General features: G+C 43.1%; 23 protein-coding genes, 1 pseudogene and 1 riboswitch. Of the genes and pseudogenes, 16 read left to right on the top strand and 8 right to left on the bottom strand.

Translation table 11 applies throughout. From position 1 onward, the window contains the following. Positions 1-48: 48 nt before the first annotated feature. The 5 genes from AC4E8A_RS21870 to AC4E8A_RS21850 form a co-directional block, all read right to left on the bottom strand. Positions 49-1,659, bottom strand: coding sequence for an alkaline phosphatase (locus AC4E8A_RS21870; RefSeq protein WP_490195898.1), 1,611 nt, complete (start codon positions 1,657-1,659; stop codon positions 49-51). A 104-nt stretch (positions 1,660-1,763) separates the two neighbouring features. Continuing rightward, positions 1,764-3,020 (bottom strand): efflux RND transporter periplasmic adaptor subunit, encoded by a 1,257-nt coding sequence (locus AC4E8A_RS21865; protein WP_490195896.1) that lies wholly within the window; start codon positions 3,018-3,020, stop codon positions 1,764-1,766. A gap of 16 nt (positions 3,021-3,036) precedes the next feature. Further along, positions 3,037-3,696, bottom strand: a complete 660-nt coding sequence (locus AC4E8A_RS21860) for a hypothetical protein (protein ID WP_490195895.1) — start codon at positions 3,694-3,696, stop codon at positions 3,037-3,039. Positions 3,697-3,830: 134 nt separating this feature from the next. Then, positions 3,831-4,004: a hypothetical protein gene (locus tag AC4E8A_RS21855; protein ID WP_490195894.1), complete on the bottom strand. Its 174-nt coding sequence runs from the start codon at positions 4,002-4,004 to the stop codon at positions 3,831-3,833. Beyond that, a riboswitch (cyclic di-GMP riboswitch) is annotated at positions 3,972-4,064 on the bottom strand. Its footprint overlaps the gene before it by 33 nt. Positions 4,065-4,135: 71 nt before the next feature. Continuing rightward, entirely contained in the window at positions 4,136-4,543 is a 408-nt protein-coding gene (locus AC4E8A_RS21850) for a helix-turn-helix domain-containing protein (RefSeq protein ID WP_490195893.1), read from the bottom strand. 205 nt (positions 4,544-4,748) lie between these two features. Here AC4E8A_RS21850 and AC4E8A_RS21845 point away from each other — a divergent pair, with 205 nt between their 5' ends. The 9 genes from AC4E8A_RS21845 (at position 4,749) to AC4E8A_RS21805 (ending at position 13,457) form a co-directional block, all read left to right on the top strand. Beyond that, complete coding sequence (locus tag AC4E8A_RS21845; protein ID WP_490195892.1) at positions 4,749-5,249, top strand: hypothetical protein; 501 nt, start codon at positions 4,749-4,751, stop codon at positions 5,247-5,249. Between the two features lie 137 nt (positions 5,250-5,386). Further along, complete coding sequence (locus AC4E8A_RS21840; protein WP_490195891.1) at positions 5,387-5,548, top strand: YwzD family small protein; 162 nt, start codon at positions 5,387-5,389, stop codon at positions 5,546-5,548. Between the two features lie 169 nt (positions 5,549-5,717). Continuing rightward, complete coding sequence (locus AC4E8A_RS21835) at positions 5,718-6,296, top strand: transposase (protein WP_490195890.1); 579 nt, start codon at positions 5,718-5,720, stop codon at positions 6,294-6,296. 207 nt (positions 6,297-6,503) lie between these two features. After that, positions 6,504-6,950 carry a histidine utilization transcription antiterminator HutP gene (gene hutP, locus AC4E8A_RS21830; RefSeq protein WP_490195889.1) on the top strand — a complete coding sequence of 149 codons (447 nt, stop codon included), beginning with the start codon at positions 6,504-6,506 and terminating at the stop codon, positions 6,948-6,950. A 217-nt stretch (positions 6,951-7,167) separates the two neighbouring features. After that, positions 7,168-8,685, top strand: coding sequence for a histidine ammonia-lyase (gene hutH, locus AC4E8A_RS21825; protein WP_490195888.1), 1,518 nt, complete (start codon positions 7,168-7,170; stop codon positions 8,683-8,685). 14 nt (positions 8,686-8,699) lie between these two features. After that, positions 8,700-10,361 carry a urocanate hydratase gene (hutU, locus tag AC4E8A_RS21820; protein WP_490195887.1) on the top strand — a complete coding sequence of 554 codons (1,662 nt, stop codon included), beginning with the start codon at positions 8,700-8,702 and terminating at the stop codon, positions 10,359-10,361. Further along, positions 10,361-11,641 (top strand): imidazolonepropionase, encoded by a 1,281-nt coding sequence (hutI, locus tag AC4E8A_RS21815; RefSeq protein WP_490195886.1) that lies wholly within the window; start codon positions 10,361-10,363, stop codon positions 11,639-11,641. The genes hutU and hutI overlap by 1 nt, the downstream gene beginning before the upstream one ends. Further along, positions 11,619-12,569 (top strand): formimidoylglutamase, encoded by a 951-nt coding sequence (gene hutG / locus AC4E8A_RS21810; protein WP_490195885.1) that lies wholly within the window; start codon positions 11,619-11,621, stop codon positions 12,567-12,569. The genes hutI and hutG overlap by 23 nt, the downstream gene beginning before the upstream one ends. A gap of 150 nt (positions 12,570-12,719) precedes the next feature. Continuing rightward, a complete protein-coding gene (locus tag AC4E8A_RS21805) occupies positions 12,720-13,457 on the top strand; it encodes an NERD domain-containing protein (protein WP_490195884.1) in 738 nt (245 codons plus the stop codon). Positions 13,458-13,588: 131 nt separating this feature from the next. Here the strand turns inward: AC4E8A_RS21805 and AC4E8A_RS21800 are convergent, their stop codons facing one another. Further along, positions 13,589-13,879, bottom strand: a complete 291-nt coding sequence (locus AC4E8A_RS21800) for a hypothetical protein (RefSeq protein WP_490195883.1) — start codon at positions 13,877-13,879, stop codon at positions 13,589-13,591. Between the two features lie 431 nt (positions 13,880-14,310). Between AC4E8A_RS21800 and AC4E8A_RS21795 the strand changes: the two genes are divergently transcribed. From AC4E8A_RS21795 to AC4E8A_RS21780, 4 genes are all read left to right on the top strand, one after another. Beyond that, positions 14,311-14,637: a transposase gene (locus AC4E8A_RS21795; protein WP_490195882.1), complete on the top strand. Its 327-nt coding sequence runs from the start codon at positions 14,311-14,313 to the stop codon at positions 14,635-14,637. 969 nt (positions 14,638-15,606) lie between these two features. Beyond that, positions 15,607-16,602, top strand: a complete 996-nt coding sequence (locus AC4E8A_RS21790) for a C40 family peptidase (protein WP_490195881.1) — start codon at positions 15,607-15,609, stop codon at positions 16,600-16,602. A gap of 205 nt (positions 16,603-16,807) precedes the next feature. Further along, the gene (locus AC4E8A_RS21785) at positions 16,808-18,802 is read left to right on the top strand and encodes a penicillin-binding transpeptidase domain-containing protein (RefSeq protein ID WP_490195880.1); all 1,995 of its coding nucleotides are present in this window, start codon (positions 16,808-16,810) and stop codon (positions 18,800-18,802) included. Positions 18,803-18,917: 115 nt separating this feature from the next. After that, entirely contained in the window at positions 18,918-19,448 is a 531-nt protein-coding gene (locus tag AC4E8A_RS21780; RefSeq protein ID WP_490195879.1) for a DUF6241 domain-containing protein, read from the top strand. A gap of 82 nt (positions 19,449-19,530) precedes the next feature. Here the strand turns inward: AC4E8A_RS21780 and AC4E8A_RS21775 are convergent, their stop codons facing one another. Then, the gene (locus tag AC4E8A_RS21775) at positions 19,531-20,091 is read right to left on the bottom strand and encodes a YcxB family protein (protein WP_490195878.1); all 561 of its coding nucleotides are present in this window, start codon (positions 20,089-20,091) and stop codon (positions 19,531-19,533) included. 126 nt (positions 20,092-20,217) lie between these two features. Then, entirely contained in the window at positions 20,218-20,514 is a 297-nt protein-coding gene (locus tag AC4E8A_RS21770; RefSeq protein ID WP_490195877.1) for a hypothetical protein, read from the bottom strand. Between the two features lie 542 nt (positions 20,515-21,056). On the opposite strand from AC4E8A_RS21770, the gene AC4E8A_RS21765 reads away from it, so the two are divergent. The 3 genes and pseudogenes from AC4E8A_RS21765 to AC4E8A_RS21755 all read left to right on the top strand — a co-directional run. Continuing rightward, positions 21,057-21,941 (top strand): helix-turn-helix domain-containing protein, encoded by an 885-nt coding sequence (locus AC4E8A_RS21765; protein WP_490195876.1) that lies wholly within the window; start codon positions 21,057-21,059, stop codon positions 21,939-21,941. Between the two features lie 260 nt (positions 21,942-22,201). Then, positions 22,202-22,375, top strand: coding sequence for a hypothetical protein (locus AC4E8A_RS21760; protein WP_490198972.1), 174 nt, complete (start codon positions 22,202-22,204; stop codon positions 22,373-22,375). Beyond that, positions 22,326-22,958 (top strand): annotated as a pseudogene (locus AC4E8A_RS21755) (transposase); the annotation flags it as partial. The gene AC4E8A_RS21760 and the pseudogene AC4E8A_RS21755, both read left to right, overlap by 50 nt. Between the last annotated feature and the right edge of the window lies 1 nt (position 22,959).

The raw sequence follows: 22,959 nt of genomic DNA, 5'->3' as shown, positions 1-22,959 counted from the left end.
AGCCGGGGACAGTCCCCGGCTGCTTTAAAGCGCTAAAGTGACCCGTTGCTACTGAATATGAATGAAGAAGGTGTCGCCGTTGTATACATTGACTGCCTGCAGCCTGACTTCTTCGCCATTTCGAAGCATGACATTTTTATTTTCAGGGAACTGCAGCTTTTCATCACCTTTTACGGCGATGAAGACAGGGTTATGCTTATCATTCAAGTCAATTTTTGTCTTGTAACCTCTGGACGCATAATACTCCTCCGCATCCACATACCAATCCCGAAGCCCTTCCAGATCCAATCCAAGGTAATCGGAGACGGCACCAGCGAGATCGGTGTTTTCGTGCAGACCCGTCGGTTTTTCTGGACCATAGGCATAAAGGAATACATCCTCTCCTGTATGGCCATGGGTGGTGAATCCCAGGGAGGCCCGTCTGCTGAGCATCGCCGCCATTTCATCCTCTAATTCCGTAACGGTTCCGGCTTTTTCAACTTTGCAAAATTCTTTTTCAGTGTGTTCTTCCAGCCCATAGGAGGCCATAACATCCTTCAGATTTGAACGGTCTTTTTTCAACTGGGAAGAAGCCCCTTTCACAGTCAATTTCGCTTTCTTCAAAGGTCTGATGACTTCTTCAACAGGCTGATCATAATAGGTTTTATCCGTGGTGCCGTTTCCGATTGTCAGCCCGCTGTTCCCATGGTCGGTAACAGCAATCACCATGGTGTTGCCGTCGCGCTTGGCAAACTCCAACGCTTCCCCGACAGCTTTATCAAACGCCAGGACCTCGCTGATCATTCCGACGGGGTCATTTTTATGGGCAGCCCAGTCGACTTTGCTTCCTTCTACAAACAGAAAAAATCCATTCTTCCCCTGACTCAAACGGCCAATCGCTTTTTCCGTCATGTCTGCCAAGGAAGGCTGTTCCGGCAATAGCTCAGCACGATCAAAGTCATATGCCATATCCTCATCGGCAAAACTGCCCCAAAGCCCTCCGGCAGAACGTGCATCCAATTCGGATTTCTTTTCTGCAAACGCATACCCTTTTTCCGCTATGACCTTCAGCAGATCTTCATGATCGTTTCGTGCGGATTCCTTCGTCTTCAACATCCCGTCATCATTGGTCATTCGTTGGTCTTTCCCGTCATAAAGCCATGCACGACCGCCGCCCAGAACAACATCAATCCCTTGATACACCTGCTGTTCAGCAATATCACTGAATTCATCGCGATTTTTCACATGGGCAGAAAACGCGGCAGGGGTCGCATGCTGAACAGGAGAGGTGGAGACAATCCCTGTGCCGTACCCTTTTATATGAGCGGCTTCAAGCAAACTTACCGCAGGCTTGGAACCCTTGCCAGCCGGCACCATTCCGATAAAATCGGCATTCGTCTTGAAACCAGTGGCCATGGCTGTTCCGCCGGCAGCGGAATCCGTGATGGCCGACTGGTTGGAATAGGTCCGGACCCCGCCAGTAAGAATGGCGTCCAGTTCTAAAGAAGAACCCTTATACCAGCGGGCGAGTGTCACGATATCCGAATTCGTCCCATCCATCACCATGAAGATGACGTTCTTCTTCGGTGGTTGGGCAAACAGGCAGGAGGGAGGGACGGCAATAAATAATATAGAGATAAAAAGCATAAGAATTAGGGCTTTTATGAGTGGTTTTTTCATGGATATCCTCCTTCTTCGGAATCTATTCATGGTTAGTATGAGAAGGCACCATCATTCTATACCCAAAAAAGCGCCGTACCCATCACCGGGTACGGCGCTTCAACCTATTTTCTCTCGAGAATTCCGAGAAGGAGATTTTGGAGTATGGTATTTTTACCAGCATTTTTGATTGCGGTGTTTGTCAGTCTATCAAAATTTACCGGTGTAACGAAGGTGGAGCCAGACAGATCCAGGGAATCAGGATCTTCAACAAAAATTTCATCCTTCTTCATACCGGTTTGGATTTCAATTTTTCCATTAGACTTCAAGCCTGTTGTTACTTTTCTTTTCTTTAAAACACCATCTTTAGTGATGACAAGCAAGTATTTCTTTGCTCCATCCCTAACTATACTGCTTTCAGGAACAGTCAAAACATCTTTCGCTTCCTGGGTAACGATGGAAAGTGAAACGTGGAAACCTGGTCGCAAATCCTTTAATTCCTGGTCTTCTCCAAATTCGACCTTAAAAGGGTAAGAGCTGCCGCCATCTTCAGATTTGTTTTCTGATGGAAGAGCAGCAACCTCTGTTACAAATCCAGTGAATTCATCTTTTAATGCTGTTGAACGAATGGAAGCTTTTTGTCCTTCCATTACTTTTAAAACCTCGTGCTCTGTTAATTCTCCTTGAACAACAGGAGATGTGGATGCAATCACGATGACAGGGTTATCTAATTCAAAGGAAACTTTTTCTACAACCCCTTCCAGTTCACTCTGAACAGTCAAAGTGGTTTCATAAGACCTTAAGTCATTTAGCTGCCGCTCATAATTAGTTATCTTATTTTCCAAACGCTCGGCTTCAAGTTCCTTTTCGGCTACCTCTTGTTTGACAAAGTAGTCAATTTCAAGGGCGCTTGCCTCCAGACTTTCATCGGGTGGAAACTCATTTTCTGCCGTGGTTCTGGGTGCCTGGATAGAGCTTGCAGCTGGTCTTAAAGTACGGAGATCACTTATATGCCCCTCAATGCTGTCGATTTCACCTTCCAACTGCTCGATTTCCGACTCGAGAACCTGCTCCTGTCTAAGAGTATCCTCTGCTTCGTAAGTAAACAAATCTGTGCCTGCAGCTACTTCATCTCCCTCTTTTACTAGAAACTCCTTGAAAGTTCCATAGCTGCTGTCAAAGTAGACATAGTTTTCTTCAGACGAGGAGAGAGAAGCTACCTTTTTAAGCGTGTTCTTAAGAGTTTGGGTTTTGATTGATGTCCACTCATTTACAAAGGAATTGCGGTCAACCTTGCTATTAGCTTTTTCTATCAAGCACACGTTGGTGACAATCAAAGCTAAGCAGAATATTAAAGTAGGGTACAATATTTTCTTGTTCATTTTCAGGTCACCACCTTTATATCAGAATTGAAAAGTTAATATACGCTAAAAATGCAGTGATGCTCCAGAACAGCAAGTTAATCAGGAAAATCCATAATATGATGACCCATGTTTTCTTTTCCGTAAGCCACTTCAATCCAATGAATTGGATAAACATTGCCCATAGCTTGAATAATGAAATACTGCCGAGAAAATACTTCAGCCATTCGTGATCAGTCAAGGTCTGTCCTATTACACCAAGTGCGACCGGGGAAGAATACCAGTTTAGAGATAAAAATGTAAGCAAAGGAAGATAGCTCAACTTTTCCAAAAGCAAAATGAGAAGAGCAATGCCCTGAACCACTACAATTTTTTTGAATTCAGCCTCTGATAGCGTCCAAAATAGCAGTGCCGGAATGAATAGAATGACAGCTGCATACAGAACGCCAAGTATCATCCTTCCAAGCAAAAAATAAAATTTATTCACTTCATAATCCATTGGGGATAAAGCGGTAAGCTCTTTTGACAAAGGAACGGCTCCCCAGCCGAATCCTGTATTAAAACCAAAAACCAGAAGTGATAGAAACAGTAAGATTATAATTTTAACAGAGTAACCTTTTAGAATCTCTGATTCTCTTAATTGATAGAAATAGGTAGAAGGGTGCAGTAATCCTCTAAAAAGCCTGACTTCATTCATAAAACGTATTCCTCCAATAGTTTCTAAATCCCCCCACTTATTTTATCGGAAAACCGCGAACTTTTCCATAAATTGTAGAAAGATTATTAATCATAAAAAAGAACCCCCCTTGTGGAGAGCACTTTCGGAGACTTCTAAATCGAATATGTAAAATATGTCATGCCTGAAACCAATCGAATCATGAAAATAAATATGCTGGCAAACATCAATTTTGTTTGTCTGCCTCTCTTGGTCTTCATCTCCTCTGGAGTAAGGAACTTCATGATATCTTCCTTTTCGATAGCTGGCAGGCATAATATCATGACCACGATACCGAAGCCCCTTTAGCTTTGCGTCATAATTTTTCAATAATTTTGCCTTTTTCGTGTGGCGACAATCTATTTATCGTCAAACTAATGAATAATTTTAATAGGAGGTTAGTCACATTTTGTCGAAAAAATTATTCTTCCATCGTTTTTATGACGGTGATTAATTTGTTCACAAACCTTTCCTGCTTCTTTTGATCATAATAAGATGCGGTGATCAGTAAATTTTTCAGATGGGGATATTGGATAAGGAAGTTTAGCGCCCTGTCCGTTTCCCCATCCACAAATTTTTCTCTTAATAGCATGGAGGATTCTTCCTGATCGTCTGAATAAGAATCTCCAGAGACAATTTTATATAAATCCGTTGGTGAAAGCTGATAGAGATCCACCAGTTTTCGCAGGATATCGTTAGGTATTTGACTTTTGCCGTTCTCATACTTGTTAAGCAGTTGTTTACTAATATTCAATCGTTTAGCAACCTCGACCTGACTCAAATGAACAATTTCTTCTCTATATCTTTTAATGGCCTCGGAAAAAATCATACTATCACCCACAGTTCTTCAGTAGATGTAAATACCATAACCGTTAAAGGTGAAAAGAAATGAAAAGTAAACAAATCGTTAATTTTTATAAGTAAACGATTTGTTTACTTAAATAAAATGGTTGTTAAATTACATATTTTCCCTTTAATATAGATACAAGGGTGAAAAAAGTCCTATATTGTCAAAAATTGATTAGTAGGAGGAAATGATGAAGAAAAAGGTCTTGCTGCTTAATTGTTTATGTGAGGATGGCCGTCCATTGGATGTAAGGGACTATTATTTGTTCTTTAGAGGGAGGTATACGGATGAGTCATTTCTGCTTACTTCCATAGGAAACTTCTCAGAAACTATGAAGAGCTTAACGGTTCAGGACTTAACGACAGTTTCCAGCTTTTTAAGCTTCCTGCTGATACCGTTAACCAGTTCTACACAGTTTTTGTTAAGAGCTGATGTAACAGGAGTAAAAAGCATCCTGAAACTGACGGTAGATGAAACAAAACTGCAGCTGGAGCCTTTTACTGATTATGATGAATTGACAGAAGAAATGTTTTGCCATATCGTCCAATGTTTCACACTGAAACGAAAAGATAAATATTTGTCTTTTTTGTTACAACCGCGCCGAGACAAGGCAGTTAAACACAGTAATCACCCCGATGACGACGACGATAACTTTGTAAAAATTGCAAAAAAACCTCAAAGACCCTAAAAATTTCAAAGAATAACCAAATATTGTATTTACAAAACTTGTAGAATTCTGGTACTGTATGTATATTGTTGAAGTTTAACATTCTATGAGTTAGGAAATATAATACTACGAGACAGAGATATTGGGAGGTTATCGGATTGCCCCAGGATTCAACCAAAGAACAACAAGAATTGCTGAACTTAATGCGAAAAGCATTCGACAAAGCAAGCAGCGGCAACATGGACGCTTCTAAAATGGTTCATTGGCTTCAAAAAGAACTTCAAAGTGAATATACATTCGTTAAACAAAAAGCACTTTAGGCGGAAAGACGTCGAGAGTGCTTTTTCTGTGCGTTAATGCTTTAAACCACTAAAAGGGACAGTCCCTCTTCGTACATTAATGTGCTAAAGTGAATTTCCCTTTCAAGGAGGAATTCATCCTCATATATAGAATTCAGTAGAAGTACGATAATCTGAAAGGAGTGCTTGAATGCCAAGACAACCCCGAAAATGGATTCCCGGAGCCACTTATCATATCATGATGCGCGGGAATCGAAAGGCCCTCATATTCCACGAACCAAAGGACTACCGCAATTTCTTAAACATCCTAAGCCGATCCTCTAAGAAAAATCCGTTTCTTCTCCATTCTTACTGTCTTATGAATAATCATATCCATCTGCTGCTTGAAACAATAGCAGTTCCGCCCACTGCTAAATTCCAACAAGTCAATACTTGTTACGCCATGTATTACAACAAAAAATATGACGCTGTTGGTCATCTATTTCAAGGGCGATTTAAAGCAAAGCATGTTGACACACCTTCTTATTTACTCGGTGTAAGTAAGTACATCCACCTCAATCCCGTGGAAGCCAATCTCGTCAGACAACCTGAGCTCTATCCTTGGAGCAGTTACCCTGCTTATTTACTCAAGCAGCAAAATCCCCTGGTTCACACCGGTAAAATCCTTTCATTCTTTCCAGAGTGCCCCCAATCCCAATATAACGAATTTATCATGAGGAAGCTAAATTATGAAGAACAAGAGCAAGCGGCGACATACCTGAGGCCATGATGAAGCCGCTTTAGTACATTAAAGCGAAAAAAGGGACAGTCCCTTTCAGTACATTAAAGCGCTAAAAGGGACAGTCCCTCTTGGTGCTTTAACGCGTTAACAATCTAAGTTTCTAAAACTTCCCTATAATACGTTGACCGTCCGTATGAAAACCCATACAATGAGGGTAGTTATTAGTAAATTCAGAAATCAGAAGGTGCGGAAGCCATGAGAATAGTAGATGAACACCGCATAGGCAAGAGTGCACTTCTTCTCCTCCTAATGGACGGGTCGGAAGAAGAATACACAGAGCAATTCAACCAATTGAACTGGCAGTTTTGCACAGGCAAGGTCGGTTCGATGAATGTCCAGAAGATAGTCGCTGCCATTGAAACGGCAGCTAAACGTAACGGGATTGTCAGGGAGGATCTCTACAGGGAGATGCACTCACTGTACCATGCCACGATGGAAGCCATCTCTGGTGTGACCCGGGGGCAGACACAGCTGGGAGAAATCCTCAGAACAGTTGGGCTCCGGTTTGCAGTAGTCAGGGGAACCCCATATAAGAATGCAGACGAGGGTGAATGGATCGCCGTTGCGCTTTACGGTACGATCGGCGCGCCGATCAAAGGCCTCGAGCACGAAACCATTGGCCTCGGAATCAACCATATTTAATAGGAAAGAGCCTATAGTGATTAGAAATCAGGAGGCTCGATGACAAGCTTTATTTGTCGTCGAGCCTCTTTTTATGTTTCTCAATGAATATAGCAGCGCTTTACTACTTTAAAGCAGTGAGGGACAGTCCCCTGTTACTTTAAAGTAACAGGGGACTGTCCCTCACCACGGTGAAGCGCTAAAGCAAAATCACAAAACCAAAAAAGGGTGAATGAGAATGATTGAAATAACAGGACATACATTAACACTGGAAGAAGCGAAGAAAATCATTTACGACAACGAAAAGGTCACACTTTCCCCAGCCAGCCTCCACAAGGTCAAGCAAAGCAGGGAAGCGGTGGAACGGATCGTGCGGGAAAAGAAGATTGTTTACGGCATCAACACCGGCTTCGGGAAGTTCAGCGATGTTCTGATCGACCAAAAAAATGTCGAGGAATTGCAGCTGAACCTCATCCATTCCCATGCCTGCGGAGTGGGAGAGCCGTTCCCGGAGAAAGTCTCACGGGCAATGCTTCTCCTTAGAGCAAACGCCCTCCTGAAAGGGTATTCCGGCGTGAGACCGGTCGTCATTGAAACGCTCATCGAACTCCTCAACAAACAGATCCACCCGGTCATCCCGCAGCAGGGGTCACTGGGAGCATCGGGCGACCTTGCCCCGCTGTCTCACTTAGCACTTGCCCTGATGGGAGAAGGAGAGGTTTTTTACAAAGGAAAAGCCCAGCCGACACTGCCTGTCCTTTCAAAAGAAGATATCATGCCGATCACGCTGCAGGCGAAGGAAGGCCTTGCCCTCATCAACGGCACCCAGGCGATGACCGGCATGGGAGTCATCAATTATATCGAAGCAGAGCAGCTGGCCTATCAATCGGACATGATCGCCTCCCTTACAATTGAAGGCCTGAGAGGAATCATCGATGCGTTCGACGAAGACATCCATATTGCAAGGGGCTACCGCCAGCAGATTGAAACCGCAGAACGAATCCGCACCCATCTCGCCGGCAGCAAGCTCACCACCTCCCAAGGGGAACTGAGGGTCCAGGACGCCTACTCGCTAAGGTGCATCCCGCAAGTCCACGGTGCTTCCTGGCAGGCCCTTGATTATGTAAAAGAAAAACTGGAAATCGAAATGAACGCAGCCACGGATAACCCGCTGATTTTTGATGACGGAGAAAAAGTCATCTCCGGCGGAAACTTCCACGGCCAGCCGATTGCCATTGCGATGGACTTCATGAAAATAGCGATAGCAGAACTTGCCAATATTTCCGAACGAAGAGTAGAGAGGCTCGTCAATCCACAGCTGAATGACCTGCCGCCGTTCCTGAGCCCGGAACCGGGACTTCAGTCAGGCGCGATGATCATGCAATATGCAGCCGCATCACTCGTTTCGGAAAATAAAACCCTCGCACACCCGGCGAGCGTTGATTCGATCCCATCTTCGGCCAATCAGGAAGACCACGTCAGCATGGGAACCATCGGGGCCCGCCACGCTTATCAAATTTTACAAAACGCGAGAAGGGTACTCGCAGTTGAACTGATCTGCAGTCTGCAGGCAGTCGAATATCGCGGCATCGAAAAAATGGCACCTGCAACAAACCATTTTTACAAAAAAGCCAGAAAAACAGTGCCATCCATCACCAAGGACCGCATTTTCGCAAAAGACATCGAGAATCTACAGCTCTGGCTGCAGGACATGAACTGGAAAGACTATAATGCTATCAAAAAAATCACCCAATAAGGGAGGAACTAACAATGGAAAATACTCGTCAAATCAGAGCAAAAAAAGGCTTGGAAATCGAATGCAAAGGCTGGGAGCAGGAAGCGGTCCTAAGAATGCTCTATAACAACCTCGATCCGGAGGTCGCTGAAAAGCCGGAAGACCTGGTCGTCTACGGCGGAATCGGAAAAGCGGCGCGGAACTGGGAATCGTTTGATGCCATCGTCAACACGCTCCGCACTCTTGAAAACAACGAAACGATGCTTGTACAGTCCGGAAAGCCTGTGGGTGTTTTCAAAACCCATGAAGCTGCACCGCGTGTCCTGCTTTCCAACTCTGTTTTGGTGCCGAAATGGGCTGACTGGGAACACTTCCATGAGCTTGATCAAAAAGGATTGATGATGTACGGCCAGATGACAGCGGGAAGCTGGATCTATATCGGCACGCAGGGAATTTTACAAGGAACATACGAAACGTTTGCCGCTGTTGGCCGCGAACATTTTAACGGATCACTGAAAGGCACGATCACATTGACAGCCGGACTTGGCGGGATGGGCGGGGCGCAGACGTTAGCCGTCACGATGAATGAAGGAGTGGTCATTGCGGTGGATGTCGACCCGGAACGGATCCAAAAACGCATCGACACCAAGTACCTGGATGTGCAGACAGACTCGCTGGATGAAGCACTGATGATGGCATACGAAGCCAAGGAAAAAGGAAAACCGCTCTCCATCGGTCTTCTCGGAAACGCAGCCCTTATCCATCACGACCTTTTAAAAAGAGGGGCCAAACTCGACATCGTTACAGACCAGACGTCCGCTCACGACCCGCTCAATGGCTACGTGCCTGAAGGATATTCATTAATAGAAGCAGATGCCTTAAGGAAAGATAACCCCTCAGAGTACACGGCCCTGTCGAAAAAAAGCATGGCCAAACATGTCGAAGCGATGCTCGAGTTCCAAAATCGCGGCAGCATCGTTTTTGATTACGGAAACAACATCCGCCAGGTCGCGAAGGATGAAGGTGTCGAGGAGGCATTCGCTTTCCCAGGATTCGTTCCTGCCTACATCCGACCACTGTTCTGTGAAGGCAAAGGGCCATTCCGCTGGGCGGCACTCTCCGGCGACCCAGAGGACATCTATCGTACAGACCGCCTGATAAAAGAGCTTTTCCCGGAAAACGAAGAGCTGATCAGATGGATTGATATGGCCCAGGAAAGAGTTGCGTTCCAAGGGCTGCCGTCACGTATCTGCTGGCTCGGCTACGGCGAACGGGTGAAAATGGGGCTCGCCATCAATGAGCTTGTTAAAAAAGGCGAATTGAAAGCGCCGGTTGTCATCGGCCGTGATCACCTTGACTGTGGGTCCGTCGCATCACCAAACCGTGAAACAGAATCGATGAAAGACGGAAGCGATGTAGTAGGTGACTGGGCGATCTTGAATGCACTGATCAATACAGCAGCAGGCGGGTCATGGATCAGTTTCCATCACGGCGGCGGAGTCGGCATGGGCTACTCCCTTCATGCCGGTATGGTCGTTGTCGCTGACGGATCAGACCTTGCACACGAGCGGCTTGAACGCGTCCTCACGACCGACCCGGGAATGGGCGTCATCCGCCATGTTGACGCAGGCTATGAAAAAGCGGAAGAAACCGCTGATAAATGGGATATCAACGTACCGATGAAAGGAGACAAATAATGACACAACAATACGATCTGCTTGTAAAAAATATCGGCCAGCTGCTGACAATGGACCACGGGGACGGGCCGATCAAGGGAGAGAAGATGGCGGAAGCGCCTCTCCTTGAAAACGCAGCTCTGGCTGTGAAGGATGGGAAGATTGCCTGGATTGGGACAACATCCGAAGCAAGCGATGCGACAGCTGTGAAAACGGTGGACGCCGGAGGAAAACTTGTGACACCCGGACTTGTCGATCCCCACACCCATCTCGTGTTCGGCGGGTCACGCGAGCACGAAATGGCCCTGAAACAGCAGGGTGTCCCATATCTGGAAATCCTAAAAAGAGGCGGCGGGATCCTGTCTACTGTTAAAGCAACCCGTGATGCCTCAGAGGAGGAACTCACGGAAAAAGCCCGCTTCCACCTCGACCGCATCCTTTCCTATGGTGTCACCACAATGGAAGCAAAAAGCGGTTACGGTTTGGAAAAAGAAACAGAATTGAAGCAGCTGAGAGTGGTGAAAAAGTTAAACAAAGAACACGACATCGATTTGGTATCGACTTTCCTTGGTGCGCATGCCATCCCGCCTGAGCACAAAGAAAATCCGGATGCTTTTTTACAAGAGATGCTAAATCTTCTTCCGGAGATCCAAAAAGAAGAGCTGGCGGAATTCGTCGATATCTTCAGTGAGACCGGAGTCTTCACCGTGGAGCAGGCACGACGCTTTCTGTTAAAAGCAAAGGGAATGGGCTTTCAGGTAAAAATTCACGCTGATGAAATTGATCCGCTCGGTGGAACGGAAATGGCTGTTGAAGTCGGAGCGATTAGCGGGGAACACCTCGTTGGGGCATCTGAAAAAGGGATTGAAATGCTTGGGAAGTCCGATACCATTGCGGTTCTGCTGCCTGGAACTTGTTTTTACCTCAACAAAGACAGCTATGCAAAAGCGAGGGAAATGATTGGGGCAGGTGCAGCAGTCGCGCTGTCCACTGATTTTAACCCGGGAAGCTCACCGACAGAGAACCTTCAGCTGATTATGAACCTTGCCGCACTGAAAATGAAGATGATGCCGGAGGAAATCTGGAACGCGGTGACGGTCAATGCCGCTCATGCTATTAATAGAGGGGAAAGTGCCGGGAAGATTGCGCTGGGACGTAAAGCAGACCTTGTTCTCTGGGATGTGCCGAATTACCATTACGTTCCGTATCACTATGGTGTGAATCACGTGAACACCGTTTGGAAAGAGGGCAAAGCGGTGTACGGGAAGGAGCGGGAAGATGAGCAGGTTTACACATCTTAAAGGAGCAGGAAAGGCGCAGTTCAAGGACCGTTTCACAAAAAAGGCAAATGAACTGCTGTCCTCGTGGGAAGAAGGAAAGAAAGGGGATATTGCTCTGATCGGGGCACCCCTTTCTAAATCTTCCATCAGCCACTCGGGGGCCAGTTTTGCTCCCGACGTGATCAGACAATGCCTCGGCTCCTATTCTACTTTTTCTATTGAAGACGAACGAGAGCTTTCGGATAACACCTTCATTGATTTCGGAGACGTCCTGATGCATCCGACAAGCATCGTAGAATCACAGAACAGAATCTATGAATCGATGACCCAAGTGCTGAGAGAAGACGCTGCCCCGTTTACCATCGTATTGGGCGGTGACCACTCCATCTCCACTTCTTCCATAGAAGCTTTTGCTGAACATAAAGGAAGGATTGGGGTTATCCAGTTCGATGCACACCACGACCTGCGGAATGTCGAGGATGGGGGTCCTACGAACGGAACGCCATTCCGCAGATTGCTGGAGAGGGGGATCATAAAAGGAGAAGACCTTGTACAGATCGGTATACGAAACTACTCCAATGCAGGAGCTTACTACCAGTATGCGATGAAAAATGACGTGAGCGTCTATACAATGAAGGAAGTCCGCGAACGGAACATTGCAGACATCATGAAGGAAGCTTTGGAAATGCTCGAAAACAAAGTGGATACCATCTATCTATCCGTCGACATGGACGTCCTGGACCAGGCATTCGCACCGGGATGCCCGGCCATCGGACCAGGCGGGATGGACAGCACCACCCTGTTGGAAGCGGTCAGCATCGGCTGCCAACATCCCAAAACAGCTGCCATGGACATCGTCGAAATCGACCCAACCCTGGACATCCGCGACATGACCAGCCGAATCGCAGCCCACCTGCTGCTGAACTGTATGAAAGCCCGCACCACCTAAAGGGACAGTCCCCTGTTACTTTAACGTAACAGGGGACTGTCCCCGAGTGCTTTAAAGCACTAAAGCGAAAACACATCAACTAAAAAAGCCATAAAATGTAATTTTATGGTATTATAACAAGAAGTTATGTGTTGTAAGGAGGTAAAATAGGTGCTGAATCTTTTGTTATTACTTTCATTAGCTATTGCTTTACTCAACCTGCCCCAAGTGAAGGGGAAAATCGGCGAGGGTTGGGTCAGGTTCTATATAGGTAAATTGGATCCGGAAACATACTTTGCCATACGTGATATTCTGCTTCCTGGCCAGAATGGAAATACCACTCAGATTGATCATATTGTGGTTTCACCTTACGGAATTTTTGTCATAGAAACAAAGAACTATAAAGGCTGGATATTCGGTGGTGAAAAGAGCAAAAAGTGGACCCAGCAGATCTATAGGAACAAAAAACAATTCCAGAATCCTGTTCATCAAAATTATGGGCACATTCAGGCCATAAAAAATGTATTAGGAGAACAAATGAAGCTGCCTTATATCTCAATTATTGCTTTCAATTCAAAGGCAGATCTCAAAAAGATCAATATCGTTTCCCCTCAAATTCACGTCACCTATGATACAGGTATAAAGAAGGTAATAGATTCTTATAGTGATAAAAAGAACTCAATACCTTATGCAAAGGCGGTACATGACCGATTAAAATCGACTGCAATCCAAGGACACCAGGCATCGAAAAGCCATGTATCGAGGATTAAAGAGGACCAAAAACTAGTGAAACTGAAAGTGAACCAGAACGTTTGCCCGAAGTGCGAGGGCAACCTTGTCCAGAGAAAAGGCAAATACGGAAACTTTAAAGGCTGTTCAAACTATCCGAAGTGCCGTTATACCGCGTAATTGAAGGATAACCCAAAAGCTTTTTTAAAAGGTTTTTAAGGGACAGTCCCCTGTTACTTTAGCGTAACAGGGGACTGTCCCTCATTGCTTTAAAGAACTAAAGCACACCGCTCTAATCTCAACAATAATAATTATAAAATTTTTGCAGCTTCAATGGCGAATATCAAAACAAATACTGTCATGGATGTCAGAACGGACAATATACTTAAAACCCATCCAAGTATTAAATGCATAAACCATAACCTTTTGATCTTCACTAACAGAACAATGTCAATGACTATCAATAAAGGGATAGGCGATACTTGCAATATGTATAAAATGTTAGGATAGAGAAAAAAACCAATTCCAAATATGACAAAGAATATGACAGGACCCAGACCATGTATCAAATAAAACCACCTCGTCAACTTATCTCTGTCCATTAATTCACCTCCAAAATTGGTATGTTTCTCTCAGTCTAACACATTATCACTTTTTTCATTAGGGGTCTGCACGGGTGTTAATTAACTATAATATGTAAAACAAAGGGTATTATTAGACATAAAAAACAACTCTTCCTTAGAATGATTGTTACCACTAACAACACAAAAAGGAGAGTGTTTTCAATGATTAACCTAAACAAATTATTTAAGGCTCTTCAAAATTCACAACCGAAGAAGAGGTGCATACCTTTGTGAGAAATGGGGTTATCAAGATACACCACGAATGTCTACAGCCCATGACTTGGTGCACTTGTTTGTGGTCTCCTCTGAGAAGAAGTGGGAGAGCTTTCGAGGTGTCGAAACAAAGTTACCGCAAGGAAAAAAAGTCTGCCTTCTGTTGATTATTCCACTTTCTCTAAAAAAAGAGCAAAATGTTCTCTATCAAATTCTACAAGGACTTGTTCTCTCGTCTAGGAGAGCGTTTAGGACGTAGATTTCGAAGAGCTCTATTCAACCCCTATAAGCTATTCGCCGTTGACTCCACTACAATAACTTTTCAGCATCCTGCCATGAGCCAGGCGGGATGTACACGTTCCCGCCACGCCATTCATCTACATACAAATTATAATGTAGAAACTCGACAGCCTGCTCAGGTTATTCCGACAACTGGAACTCATCGCGATATCATGTTGGCTCCTCAACTTTATGAAAATTCAGAAGATCTATTCATCATCACAGCAAAGAAAACGGATATTTAGGAATTACATGAACAGAAACAGTTCTTTTTCATAAGAGTCGCTAATTTCTTCTCCCTCTTGGAAAAGATGGAACACAGTGTGCCGATTGATGGTGAAAGCAGTGTGAAAAAGTTCTGACAGCCTATATCGGAAAAGGCTCTCGAAAGATAAGAATCACTTTAGACTGGTGACGTTCACTGATAATGATGGAAATAAAATTAGAGTAACCACAATTTTATAATGATGTACCCAGAAGACATTACTCATATTATAAGCTCCGCTAGAAAATCTAGTTGGTTTTGCCACTCTTATTAACTACTTTTTATTACGAGTGGATGTACAACGAAACGCAAGAAGAATGGTATATCTTATATAAATACACCTTCTAAAGTTCAGTTGTCATTACATACCCCCCCTACATGTAGAGGTAAGTTGCGCAATCAAATCACGGTTGGGAAGAAGGGGAAGTCTGTTTCAATCATCTGGAAAAAATAGATAATCAACACCCGAGCAGGGGACTGTCCCCGAGTGCTTTAAAGCACTAAAGCACAAACCACTAAATAAGTCCCTGACAATCAGATCAGGGACTTATTTTTTGTTTGCAATTTATATGAAACTATTGTAATATTTGTAACAATACTATCACAGTATAGTAACACTACACTCGATGCTGTCACAATAGAAACTCCACAAAACCGCGCCAAATCAACGTTTTTAAGTGTATATTTACACTTTCAACCCTCGGAAAAATAGTAAAATAATCCAATAACGATAACTTTCTGAATAATTTTTTTGGGCTAAATCTCTCAAACTCCCGTAGGTTCTAAGGCTCATAGATTTTTAGACCAACACAGGTGAAAAATGGTAGGTTGGTCGGAAAAGATTTCCATAAAAATTCCTCTTTTTCTGCGATACAATATTTCTCGTGATCAGGTAACAAGCAATCTGGTTACAAAAAATCTTGCAGAGAAACAAAGGAGAACTATTTTTATGAAAAAATCACTAATTGCTTTGTCAACTGCCGCAATGTTAACAACTGGTTTTGCAGCATCCGCTTCAGCAGCGAGTCATACAGTACAGTCAGGAGACACTCTTTCTCATCTGGCTCTAAGATATAACGTATCAGTATCGGAACTTAAGAACTGGAACAGCCTTAACTCAGACCTTATCTATGTAAATCAAAAACTAGAAGTCGGTGGGGAAACTACCACATCCTCACCTGCCAAAACTTCAACAAGCGCCACAACCTATGTAGTGAAAAGTGGAGACTACCTTGGCAAGATTGCTCAAAATCACGGCACCTCTGTCAGCAGCCTGAAAAGCTGGAACGGATTAAGCAGCGACTTGATCTTCCCTGGACAACGCCTGAAAGTAAGCGCATCTGGAAGCTCAACATCAGCAACTCCAACGAAAACTGTGTCCACTTCAAGCGGAAGTACATACACAGTAGTATCAGGCGATACACTAAGCCACATCGCAAAAAGATACGGAACATCTGTATCACAGCTAAAAGCAAACAACGGACTAAGCAGTGATCTTATCCGTGTAGGACAAAAACTATCAATCAACGGCAAAACAGCATCAACACCTGCAAAGCAAGTCGTCACAAAAGTGGCCAGCTCGTCAAATGACAGTGTAGGCGTAATAAATGAAGCGAAGAGACACGTGGGAACACCATATGTTTGGGGCGGCGCGTCTCCATCAGGATTCGACTGCAGTGGTTTCATTTACTATGTTTACAAACAAGCAGGTAAAAATGTAAGCAGAACAAGCGCAGCCGGTCTTTGGAATGGAGCAACTCGTGTGAGCAGCCCACAGCCAGGTGATCTTGTCTTCTTCAGCAACACTTATAAACCTGGAATTTCTCACGTAGGCTTCTACATGGGAGATAACAAATTCATCCATGCTGGAAATGATGGAGTCGAAGTCACTTCATTAAGCAACAGTTACTGGAATCCAAAAATCACTGGCTACGGCCGCTACTAATAAAAACATAAACGTCCATGACCCTTCCCCGCCAGGAAGGGTTTTTTCTATTTATCCTTTTACTACCCCCTTCCAAAAGCCGGTAAACCTCTTGTGAAAAAAATTTTAAAAAAGAGCCAAACGTTACAAATTGGGTGGTATTACCTGTAAAATAATCTTATATGAACGACATAAACTAGTGGTAAAGCCTACAAGGGGGAAAACAATGAAGAAACTCATATTTATATCCGTCCTTATGTCACTTATTTTTTTGGCCGGCTGTCAGGAAAAACCTCAGCCAGACGATCGCCTTGAAGCATATGTTAAGCTCTGGAACGATCAAAAGTTCGATAAAATGCACAGCGATTACCTGAGCCAAGCTTCAAAAGAAACCTATTCCACAGAAGATTTCTCAAAGAGAGCTAAAGACCTTTATACAGACTTGGAGGTCAAAGATCTTCAAGTAACTTTTAAAAAGCCGGAAGAAGAGCAAGAGTGGGAAAAGCAGGAATCTGCAAAATTTCCTGTGGATATAAAAATGACCACCTTAGCAGGAGAAATACAGTATGAAAAAGAAGTAGAACTTGTAAAGGAATCCAAGGACGACCAGGAAAATTGGTATCTGAACTGGAATCCCTCACTGATCCTGCCTGACCTTGAGCAAGGGGACAAAGTCAGAATCCAAACAGTTCCTGCAGAACGAGGGGAAATCAAAGACAGAGAAGGCATCCCATTGGCAGTCAATGGCCAGGCATATGAAATAGGGGTTGTGCCGGAGAAATTCGATACTGCGAACCTGCAAAAAGTGGCCGATCTCCTTGAAACCACACATGATTATATTGAGGAACAAATGAATCAAAGCTGGGTCCAGCCTGAGCATTTTGTTCCATTAAAGAAGATTCCGATGACCAACAGAGATTTGGCAGTTGAATTGACCTCGATTACGGGAGTGTTCAACCAGAAAGTGGAGGCAAGGGAGTACCCTTATGCTGAAGCAACTGCCCATATCATTGGGTATACTGGAAAAATAACGGCTGAAGAGTACGAGGAAATGAAAGACAAAGGATACTCAGACCAGGCAGTCATCGGTAAAAGAGGGCTGGAAGAACTTTATGAAGAAAAACTTAGAGGGGCAGACGGCAAGGTCATCCTCATTGAAAAAGAAAGCGGAGATGCAGTAACCATTGCCACTAAAGAGGTCCAGCATGGTGAAGATGTCAAGCTGACCATCGATGCCGATATGCAAAAAGCACTGTATGATCAAATGAAGGACGAGGCAGGCACGGCGACAGCTTTAAACCCCAATACGGGTGAAGTGCTGTCCATGATCAGTGTCCCATCCTTTGATTCCAATGAGTTTGCCCTTGGCATCTCATCAACTAAATATCAAGCGTTACAGGATAATCCTGATCAGCCATTGCTGAACCGCATCGTAAATACGTATTCACCAGGTTCAACAATGAAGCCGATAACAGCGGCGATTGGCTTGCACTCTGGAAAACTCGATCCTGCCAAGGCTTACAAAATAGAAGGAAAACAATGGCAGAAGGATGATTCATGGGGCGGTTATAAAATTACCAGGGTATTCGACAACGATACCAACGTGGATCTGGAAAGCGCATTGAAGTTCTCCGACAATATTTATTTTGCCAGAGCTGGGCTCGATATGGGGGCCGATACCTTCCAGCAGGGGCTGAAAAATTTCGGATTTGGCGAGGATATTCCGTTTGCCTACCCGATTTCCCCTTCACAGATAACCAATGAGGGTGAGATCAACAAAGAAATCCTGCTGGCTGACTCGGCATACGGACAAGGACAAATCCTGATGAGCGTCCTTCATTTAACCAGCTCGTATGGAGCCATTATCAATGACGGTATCATGATGAAACCGCTGCTCCTTGATGGGGCGAAACAAGAAGTCTGGAAAAATGACCTGCTGACTAAAGAAAATGCCGAGCTCCTTAAAACAGACATTAGAAAAGTCGTCACAGAAGGAATTGCCGGTAAAGCAGCCGTGGAAGGCAGGGAGATAGCCGGCAAAACCGGGACAGCCGAAATCAAATCGGAACAGGGCACCACCGGCACAGAGAACGGACTGTTCGTCAGCTACGACCAGAACAACCCTGAATTCGTCCTCGCCATGCTGCTCGAAAACGTACAAGACAGAGGCGGAAGTACGCATACGGTAGAGGTCACCAAGAAATTTTATCAAAAATGGTGATGGCAGAAATAATGCCCCCAGTCATTCGGGGGCTCTCCCGTCTCTGGAAATTAATAATCAATAAGACAGTCAAACATTATCCATCGCCTAAACACTAGAGGGGGAAAGTAGGCTCATGACCAAGGCGAAAAAGAAAGCATTATTTGTACTTATTTTCTTATTACTAGGAACTGTTTCGGCAGGCTCCATCTACATTTATTTTGATGAGAATGGCGGTAAAGGCAACCTGAGCATAGGGGACAGGACTTCAGAGGAATTCAGCGGCGAGGAAACACAAGCTGAAGGAAATACGGAGAATCCGTTTGGGGAACCTTTCATCTCGCCCATTAACGAAGGAGTCATGCAGCAGTATATCCATGCCATGAGCCACCAGAAAGTCCAGGCGAAAAAGAAATGGTCCTTCTATAAAATGGCGGAAGAAAGAATCCTATACCTTCTGGGGGAACTGGATAAAGGTGATTACAAACATGAGCAGGAGTACAGAGAAATCCTTGTTAAATGGCAGGAAGGAGACTTCAGTGAAGCTGATCATGATCACAATGAGATCTGGTCTCTGCAGAATGGATCTGTCGGAAGAGCGGAAGGCCTTCTTTCAGCAGAGGAAGAAGAGGCATACTTACAGAAGCAAAAAACTGAAAAACGATGACCTGAACAGATAGGCACAAGCTATATCTGTTTTTTTCTATAAAAAAAGCGATTTCCGAAAGAAAATCGCTCTCAGGTCATCTTCAACGAAATTTGATCTTATCTTTATTCACATTTATTTTGATCAGAGATCTTAATTGTTCTATCTCTTCCTGGGATTTGAAAAACGTCTTAGGAATCAAAATCGCTTTATTACTGGATACGTACAGTCGAAACATATCTTTGTGTTCATGTGCAGAAAGAATATCGCTCCACTTGAAGTGACTAACAGACCTCCTTACCTTTTGCTGGATTTCTTCAGGTGAAATAATCAGGAAATATTCATTCTTAAACAACTGGTCGCTGGTATATTCTCTGCCTGCCCTTATCCTGTTCACCAATTTTGCCCATATAACCAAAAGATAAGCGATGATAACAGAAATTAATACGCCGAAGACAAGAAGAAACCCCCTAACGCCTATACCTTCTTCGACATCCTTTATCACATTTAGAATTATCCCCATAATAAGAATGAAAGACACCCCAATCACTATTCGATTAAATTTCTTGAAGTGATAGCGATTATGATTAATAAATTCCTTTTTCGTTATATATCCGTTTAAATTCAATATATCTTTATTTAAGTCCGGATCTTCCTGCAGCATTTTATGGTCCCCTTTCCTAAGTCTTCTTCTTTAAGGTTACCATACTAAAGTCCTTATTTTTTCCCATAATAAAAAACCTCCTATCCAAAATAGGGTGAGGAGATTTTTTCGTCATTCATACTATACTTAAGCAATCAAGTCCTGGGCGACAGCAGGGATTCCAATCACTTTCAAGAAATGAGAAATCTTATTCACTGCGATATATCTATACTCTTCGAGGATTTCAAGCTCCTTCAAAACAGCATATTTATTCTTTCTGAATCCTTTAGGGCCAGTGGTTTGCGAGTGGGAGTCTGTGAGTTTATATGTGTAAACAGTTGCTTCTCCAACCTTCATCTGTGATGTCTTGAACTCGAAGTGGAATACGATCGCCAATTCATCATCAATATAGGACGGAATCACCTTCATCTCAATTTCACTCATCCTTCGAACCCCCTAACCATTTAGTACTATTATCTTAACAAATTCTATAAAAGCAGGATTCTGGCTGAAAATAGAGAAATTCTTTTAAAACGAGGTGTTTTAGGGGAATAACCATGTTTTTCTGAGGTTTATATAACTTGAGGCATATTCCTAAAAGAATATAGTTAGTGGTAAGCGTAAATGCTAAGCTAAGATTATAATAATAAAAAAGCACTTCCAAAAAGGAAGTGCATGAAAATTAATATTCGTTTGGTAGTTCTACAGACTGCGGAGAAACAGGGGCAGCACTTGCAGAAGCTCCTGCAACACCAAGTACAAGTAAAGTAGCAGTTAGAACAGCAAATAAACGTTTTTTCATTATTATTCATCCCTTTCGATTAATAGTAAAATTATTAAATGTTATAATTATTAAAACATACTTTTTGAATTTGTAAAATTCCGACCTGGGGTCTTATAGACTACTATTTAAGTGTATTTTTCAGTCATGCTATAACTTTTAAATCAAATTATAACTCTAGGCATATTTTAGGGGAGATCAAATAATGGATTTTTCTTTAGTAGGAAAAAAAATAAAAGAACTAAGAAAGAATATTGGCTTGTCTCAAGAAGACCTGGCTGAAGGTATATGTACGCAAGCTCAAATTAGCAAAATAGAAAAAGGGGTGGTTTATCCCTATGCTTCAACTTTGTATTTAATATCACAAAAACTAGGGGTAGATGTAAACTACTTCTTTGATATCGGTATGACGCCTCGTTTAGATTATGTGATGGAAGTTTTCCGACAATTAAAAAATACCCGTCGGAACCATAAATATGAAGAAATGATGGAAATAGTCAAAGCTGAGGTTGAGAATCCTCTCTTCTTACAAAATAAGAAGAATCTTCAACTTCTATTGTGGCACAAAGGAATTTATAAATTTGAGGTTGAACAAAATAGCGAAGAGGCAATAAAAACACTGGAGAGTGCTATTGATCTAACTCATCTCAAAGGAAAATTGTGGTCAGAGCGTGAAATTGAAATCAAGCTAACTATTGGAGCGATACTAGGGAAACAGGATTTAGAACAAGCATTGGTCGTGTTTGAAGAAATCAATAAAAATTTGAAGATGCTTCCCAATCTAGCAGATCAGACAATTAAGACAAGGTTATATTATAATCTGGCAAGGTTATTGACTCGTTTGAATAAATTGGAAGAGTCAACGAAATATTGTCAAGAAGCAATTCAATGGTGCCTTCAAAAAGATTCAATATATTTACTGGGACAACTCCATTATCACATAGGATACAATTGTGAGCTGCAAGGGAAAATGAAAGAAGCAGTGAAGTATATGGAGAAAGCTTTAATTGTTTTTGAACTTCAACAGGATGATAAATATATTAGCTATATAAATAATAAAATAAAAGACTTCAACATTAGTCGACAATAAAAAACAGGCGAATGCCTGTTTTTATTGTTGAACTTGTAGACAAAGTCCAATTTACGGACCATGTCTATAAGATTTTTTGTATAATTATGTTAAGTACCTTTATATTGGAAACGAAAAATTTCCGCAACAGGCGCACGACCCCAAGGGGCTGTGCAATGGAACTGTATTAGGAATGTCACCTGTCCCGCTGATCCCGCAGGAAATGTACGCCCTCCAATCCAATCAACTCAACTCTTAAAAAAACTGAGGATGGATACACTATGTTATCAAAATATATAGAAGATGGAAGGAACCGGATTGAGATGGTTGCACTGGACCAGTTATTCCCGCAAGACCACTTAGTAAGGAAGATTGAACAAGCCCTTGATCCCTTGCTACTGGAGGAATGTTCATTACAGTCAAATACTGGATCCACTTGTGAACCTAGTCAGTAATAAAGTTGGGAAACCTTCTTCTGTAGTTGTTGACACTGGATATAAAAACACCACATATTGCTAAGTTCTTAATAGAATCAAGAAATCAGGCCGGTTATGCACTATACTCGTCGCCTAACGAAAGAGGGGTACCTCCAGAAATAAAATTATGATTTTGACTGTTATATTTGTCCGGAAGGTCAAATACTTCCATATCACACCATAACAAATGTGTACAAACAGTACGCTTCTGCTTCACTAAAATGTAAAGATTGCCCGTTATTAGAGAAGTGCACACAAAGTCATAACCATACCAAAATATTCATCTACACCTTTGGCAGGATTACTTAGATGGGGTTGAATGTCTGAGGCACACAGATTTGAAATAAAAACACTTTATGTGCAGCGAAAAGAAACAATCGATAGAGTTTTTACTGATGGGAAAGAGAAGCATGGTATGCGTTGGACGACCTTAAGAGGTGTACAAGAAGTTTCAATGCAGGCGATGCTTACGTTTGCTGCCATGAACCTTAAGAAGTTAGCAAACTGGACATGGCGAGGGCTATGTCCAGTCTATTTATCAACTATACTCACTCGGAAATAGC

The sequence above is a fragment of the Bacillus sp. SRL337 genome, from assembly GCF_984799155.1.
The sequence above is the reverse complement of the archived record's forward strand: the minus strand, read 5'-3'. Positions and strand labels throughout refer to the sequence as shown.

Excerpts from the sequence above, each read along its gene's own strand:
- AC4E8A_RS21870 (WP_490195898.1), bottom strand. The coding sequence starts at position 1,659 with ATGAAAAAACCACTCATAAAAGCCCTAATTCTTATGCTTTTTATCTCT.
- AC4E8A_RS21865 (WP_490195896.1), bottom strand. The coding sequence starts at position 3,020 with ATGAACAAGAAAATATTGTACCCTACTTTAATATTCTGCTTAGCTTTG.
- AC4E8A_RS21860 (WP_490195895.1), bottom strand. The coding sequence starts at position 3,696 with ATGAATGAAGTCAGGCTTTTTAGAGGATTACTGCACCCTTCTACCTAT.
- AC4E8A_RS21850 (WP_490195893.1), bottom strand. The coding sequence starts at position 4,543 with ATGATTTTTTCCGAGGCCATTAAAAGATATAGAGAAGAAATTGTTCAT.
- AC4E8A_RS21845 (WP_490195892.1), top strand. The coding sequence starts at position 4,749 with ATGATGAAGAAAAAGGTCTTGCTGCTTAATTGTTTATGTGAGGATGGC.
- AC4E8A_RS21835 (WP_490195890.1), top strand. The coding sequence starts at position 5,718 with ATGCCAAGACAACCCCGAAAATGGATTCCCGGAGCCACTTATCATATC.
- hutP (WP_490195889.1), top strand. The coding sequence starts at position 6,504 with ATGAGAATAGTAGATGAACACCGCATAGGCAAGAGTGCACTTCTTCTC.
- hutH (WP_490195888.1), top strand. The coding sequence starts at position 7,168 with ATGATTGAAATAACAGGACATACATTAACACTGGAAGAAGCGAAGAAA.
- hutU (WP_490195887.1), top strand. The coding sequence starts at position 8,700 with ATGGAAAATACTCGTCAAATCAGAGCAAAAAAAGGCTTGGAAATCGAA.
- hutI (WP_490195886.1), top strand. The coding sequence starts at position 10,361 with ATGACACAACAATACGATCTGCTTGTAAAAAATATCGGCCAGCTGCTG.
- hutG (WP_490195885.1), top strand. The coding sequence starts at position 11,619 with ATGAGCAGGTTTACACATCTTAAAGGAGCAGGAAAGGCGCAGTTCAAG.
- AC4E8A_RS21800 (WP_490195883.1), bottom strand. The coding sequence starts at position 13,879 with ATGGACAGAGATAAGTTGACGAGGTGGTTTTATTTGATACATGGTCTG.
- AC4E8A_RS21795 (WP_490195882.1), top strand. The coding sequence starts at position 14,311 with ATGTTCTCTATCAAATTCTACAAGGACTTGTTCTCTCGTCTAGGAGAG.
- AC4E8A_RS21790 (WP_490195881.1), top strand. The coding sequence starts at position 15,607 with ATGAAAAAATCACTAATTGCTTTGTCAACTGCCGCAATGTTAACAACT.
- AC4E8A_RS21785 (WP_490195880.1), top strand. The coding sequence starts at position 16,808 with ATGAAGAAACTCATATTTATATCCGTCCTTATGTCACTTATTTTTTTG.
- AC4E8A_RS21780 (WP_490195879.1), top strand. The coding sequence starts at position 18,918 with ATGACCAAGGCGAAAAAGAAAGCATTATTTGTACTTATTTTCTTATTA.
- AC4E8A_RS21775 (WP_490195878.1), bottom strand. The coding sequence starts at position 20,091 with ATGCTGCAGGAAGATCCGGACTTAAATAAAGATATATTGAATTTAAAC.
- AC4E8A_RS21770 (WP_490195877.1), bottom strand. The coding sequence starts at position 20,514 with ATGAGTGAAATTGAGATGAAGGTGATTCCGTCCTATATTGATGATGAA.
- AC4E8A_RS21765 (WP_490195876.1), top strand. The coding sequence starts at position 21,057 with ATGGATTTTTCTTTAGTAGGAAAAAAAATAAAAGAACTAAGAAAGAAT.
- AC4E8A_RS21760 (WP_490198972.1), top strand. The coding sequence starts at position 22,202 with ATGTTATCAAAATATATAGAAGATGGAAGGAACCGGATTGAGATGGTT.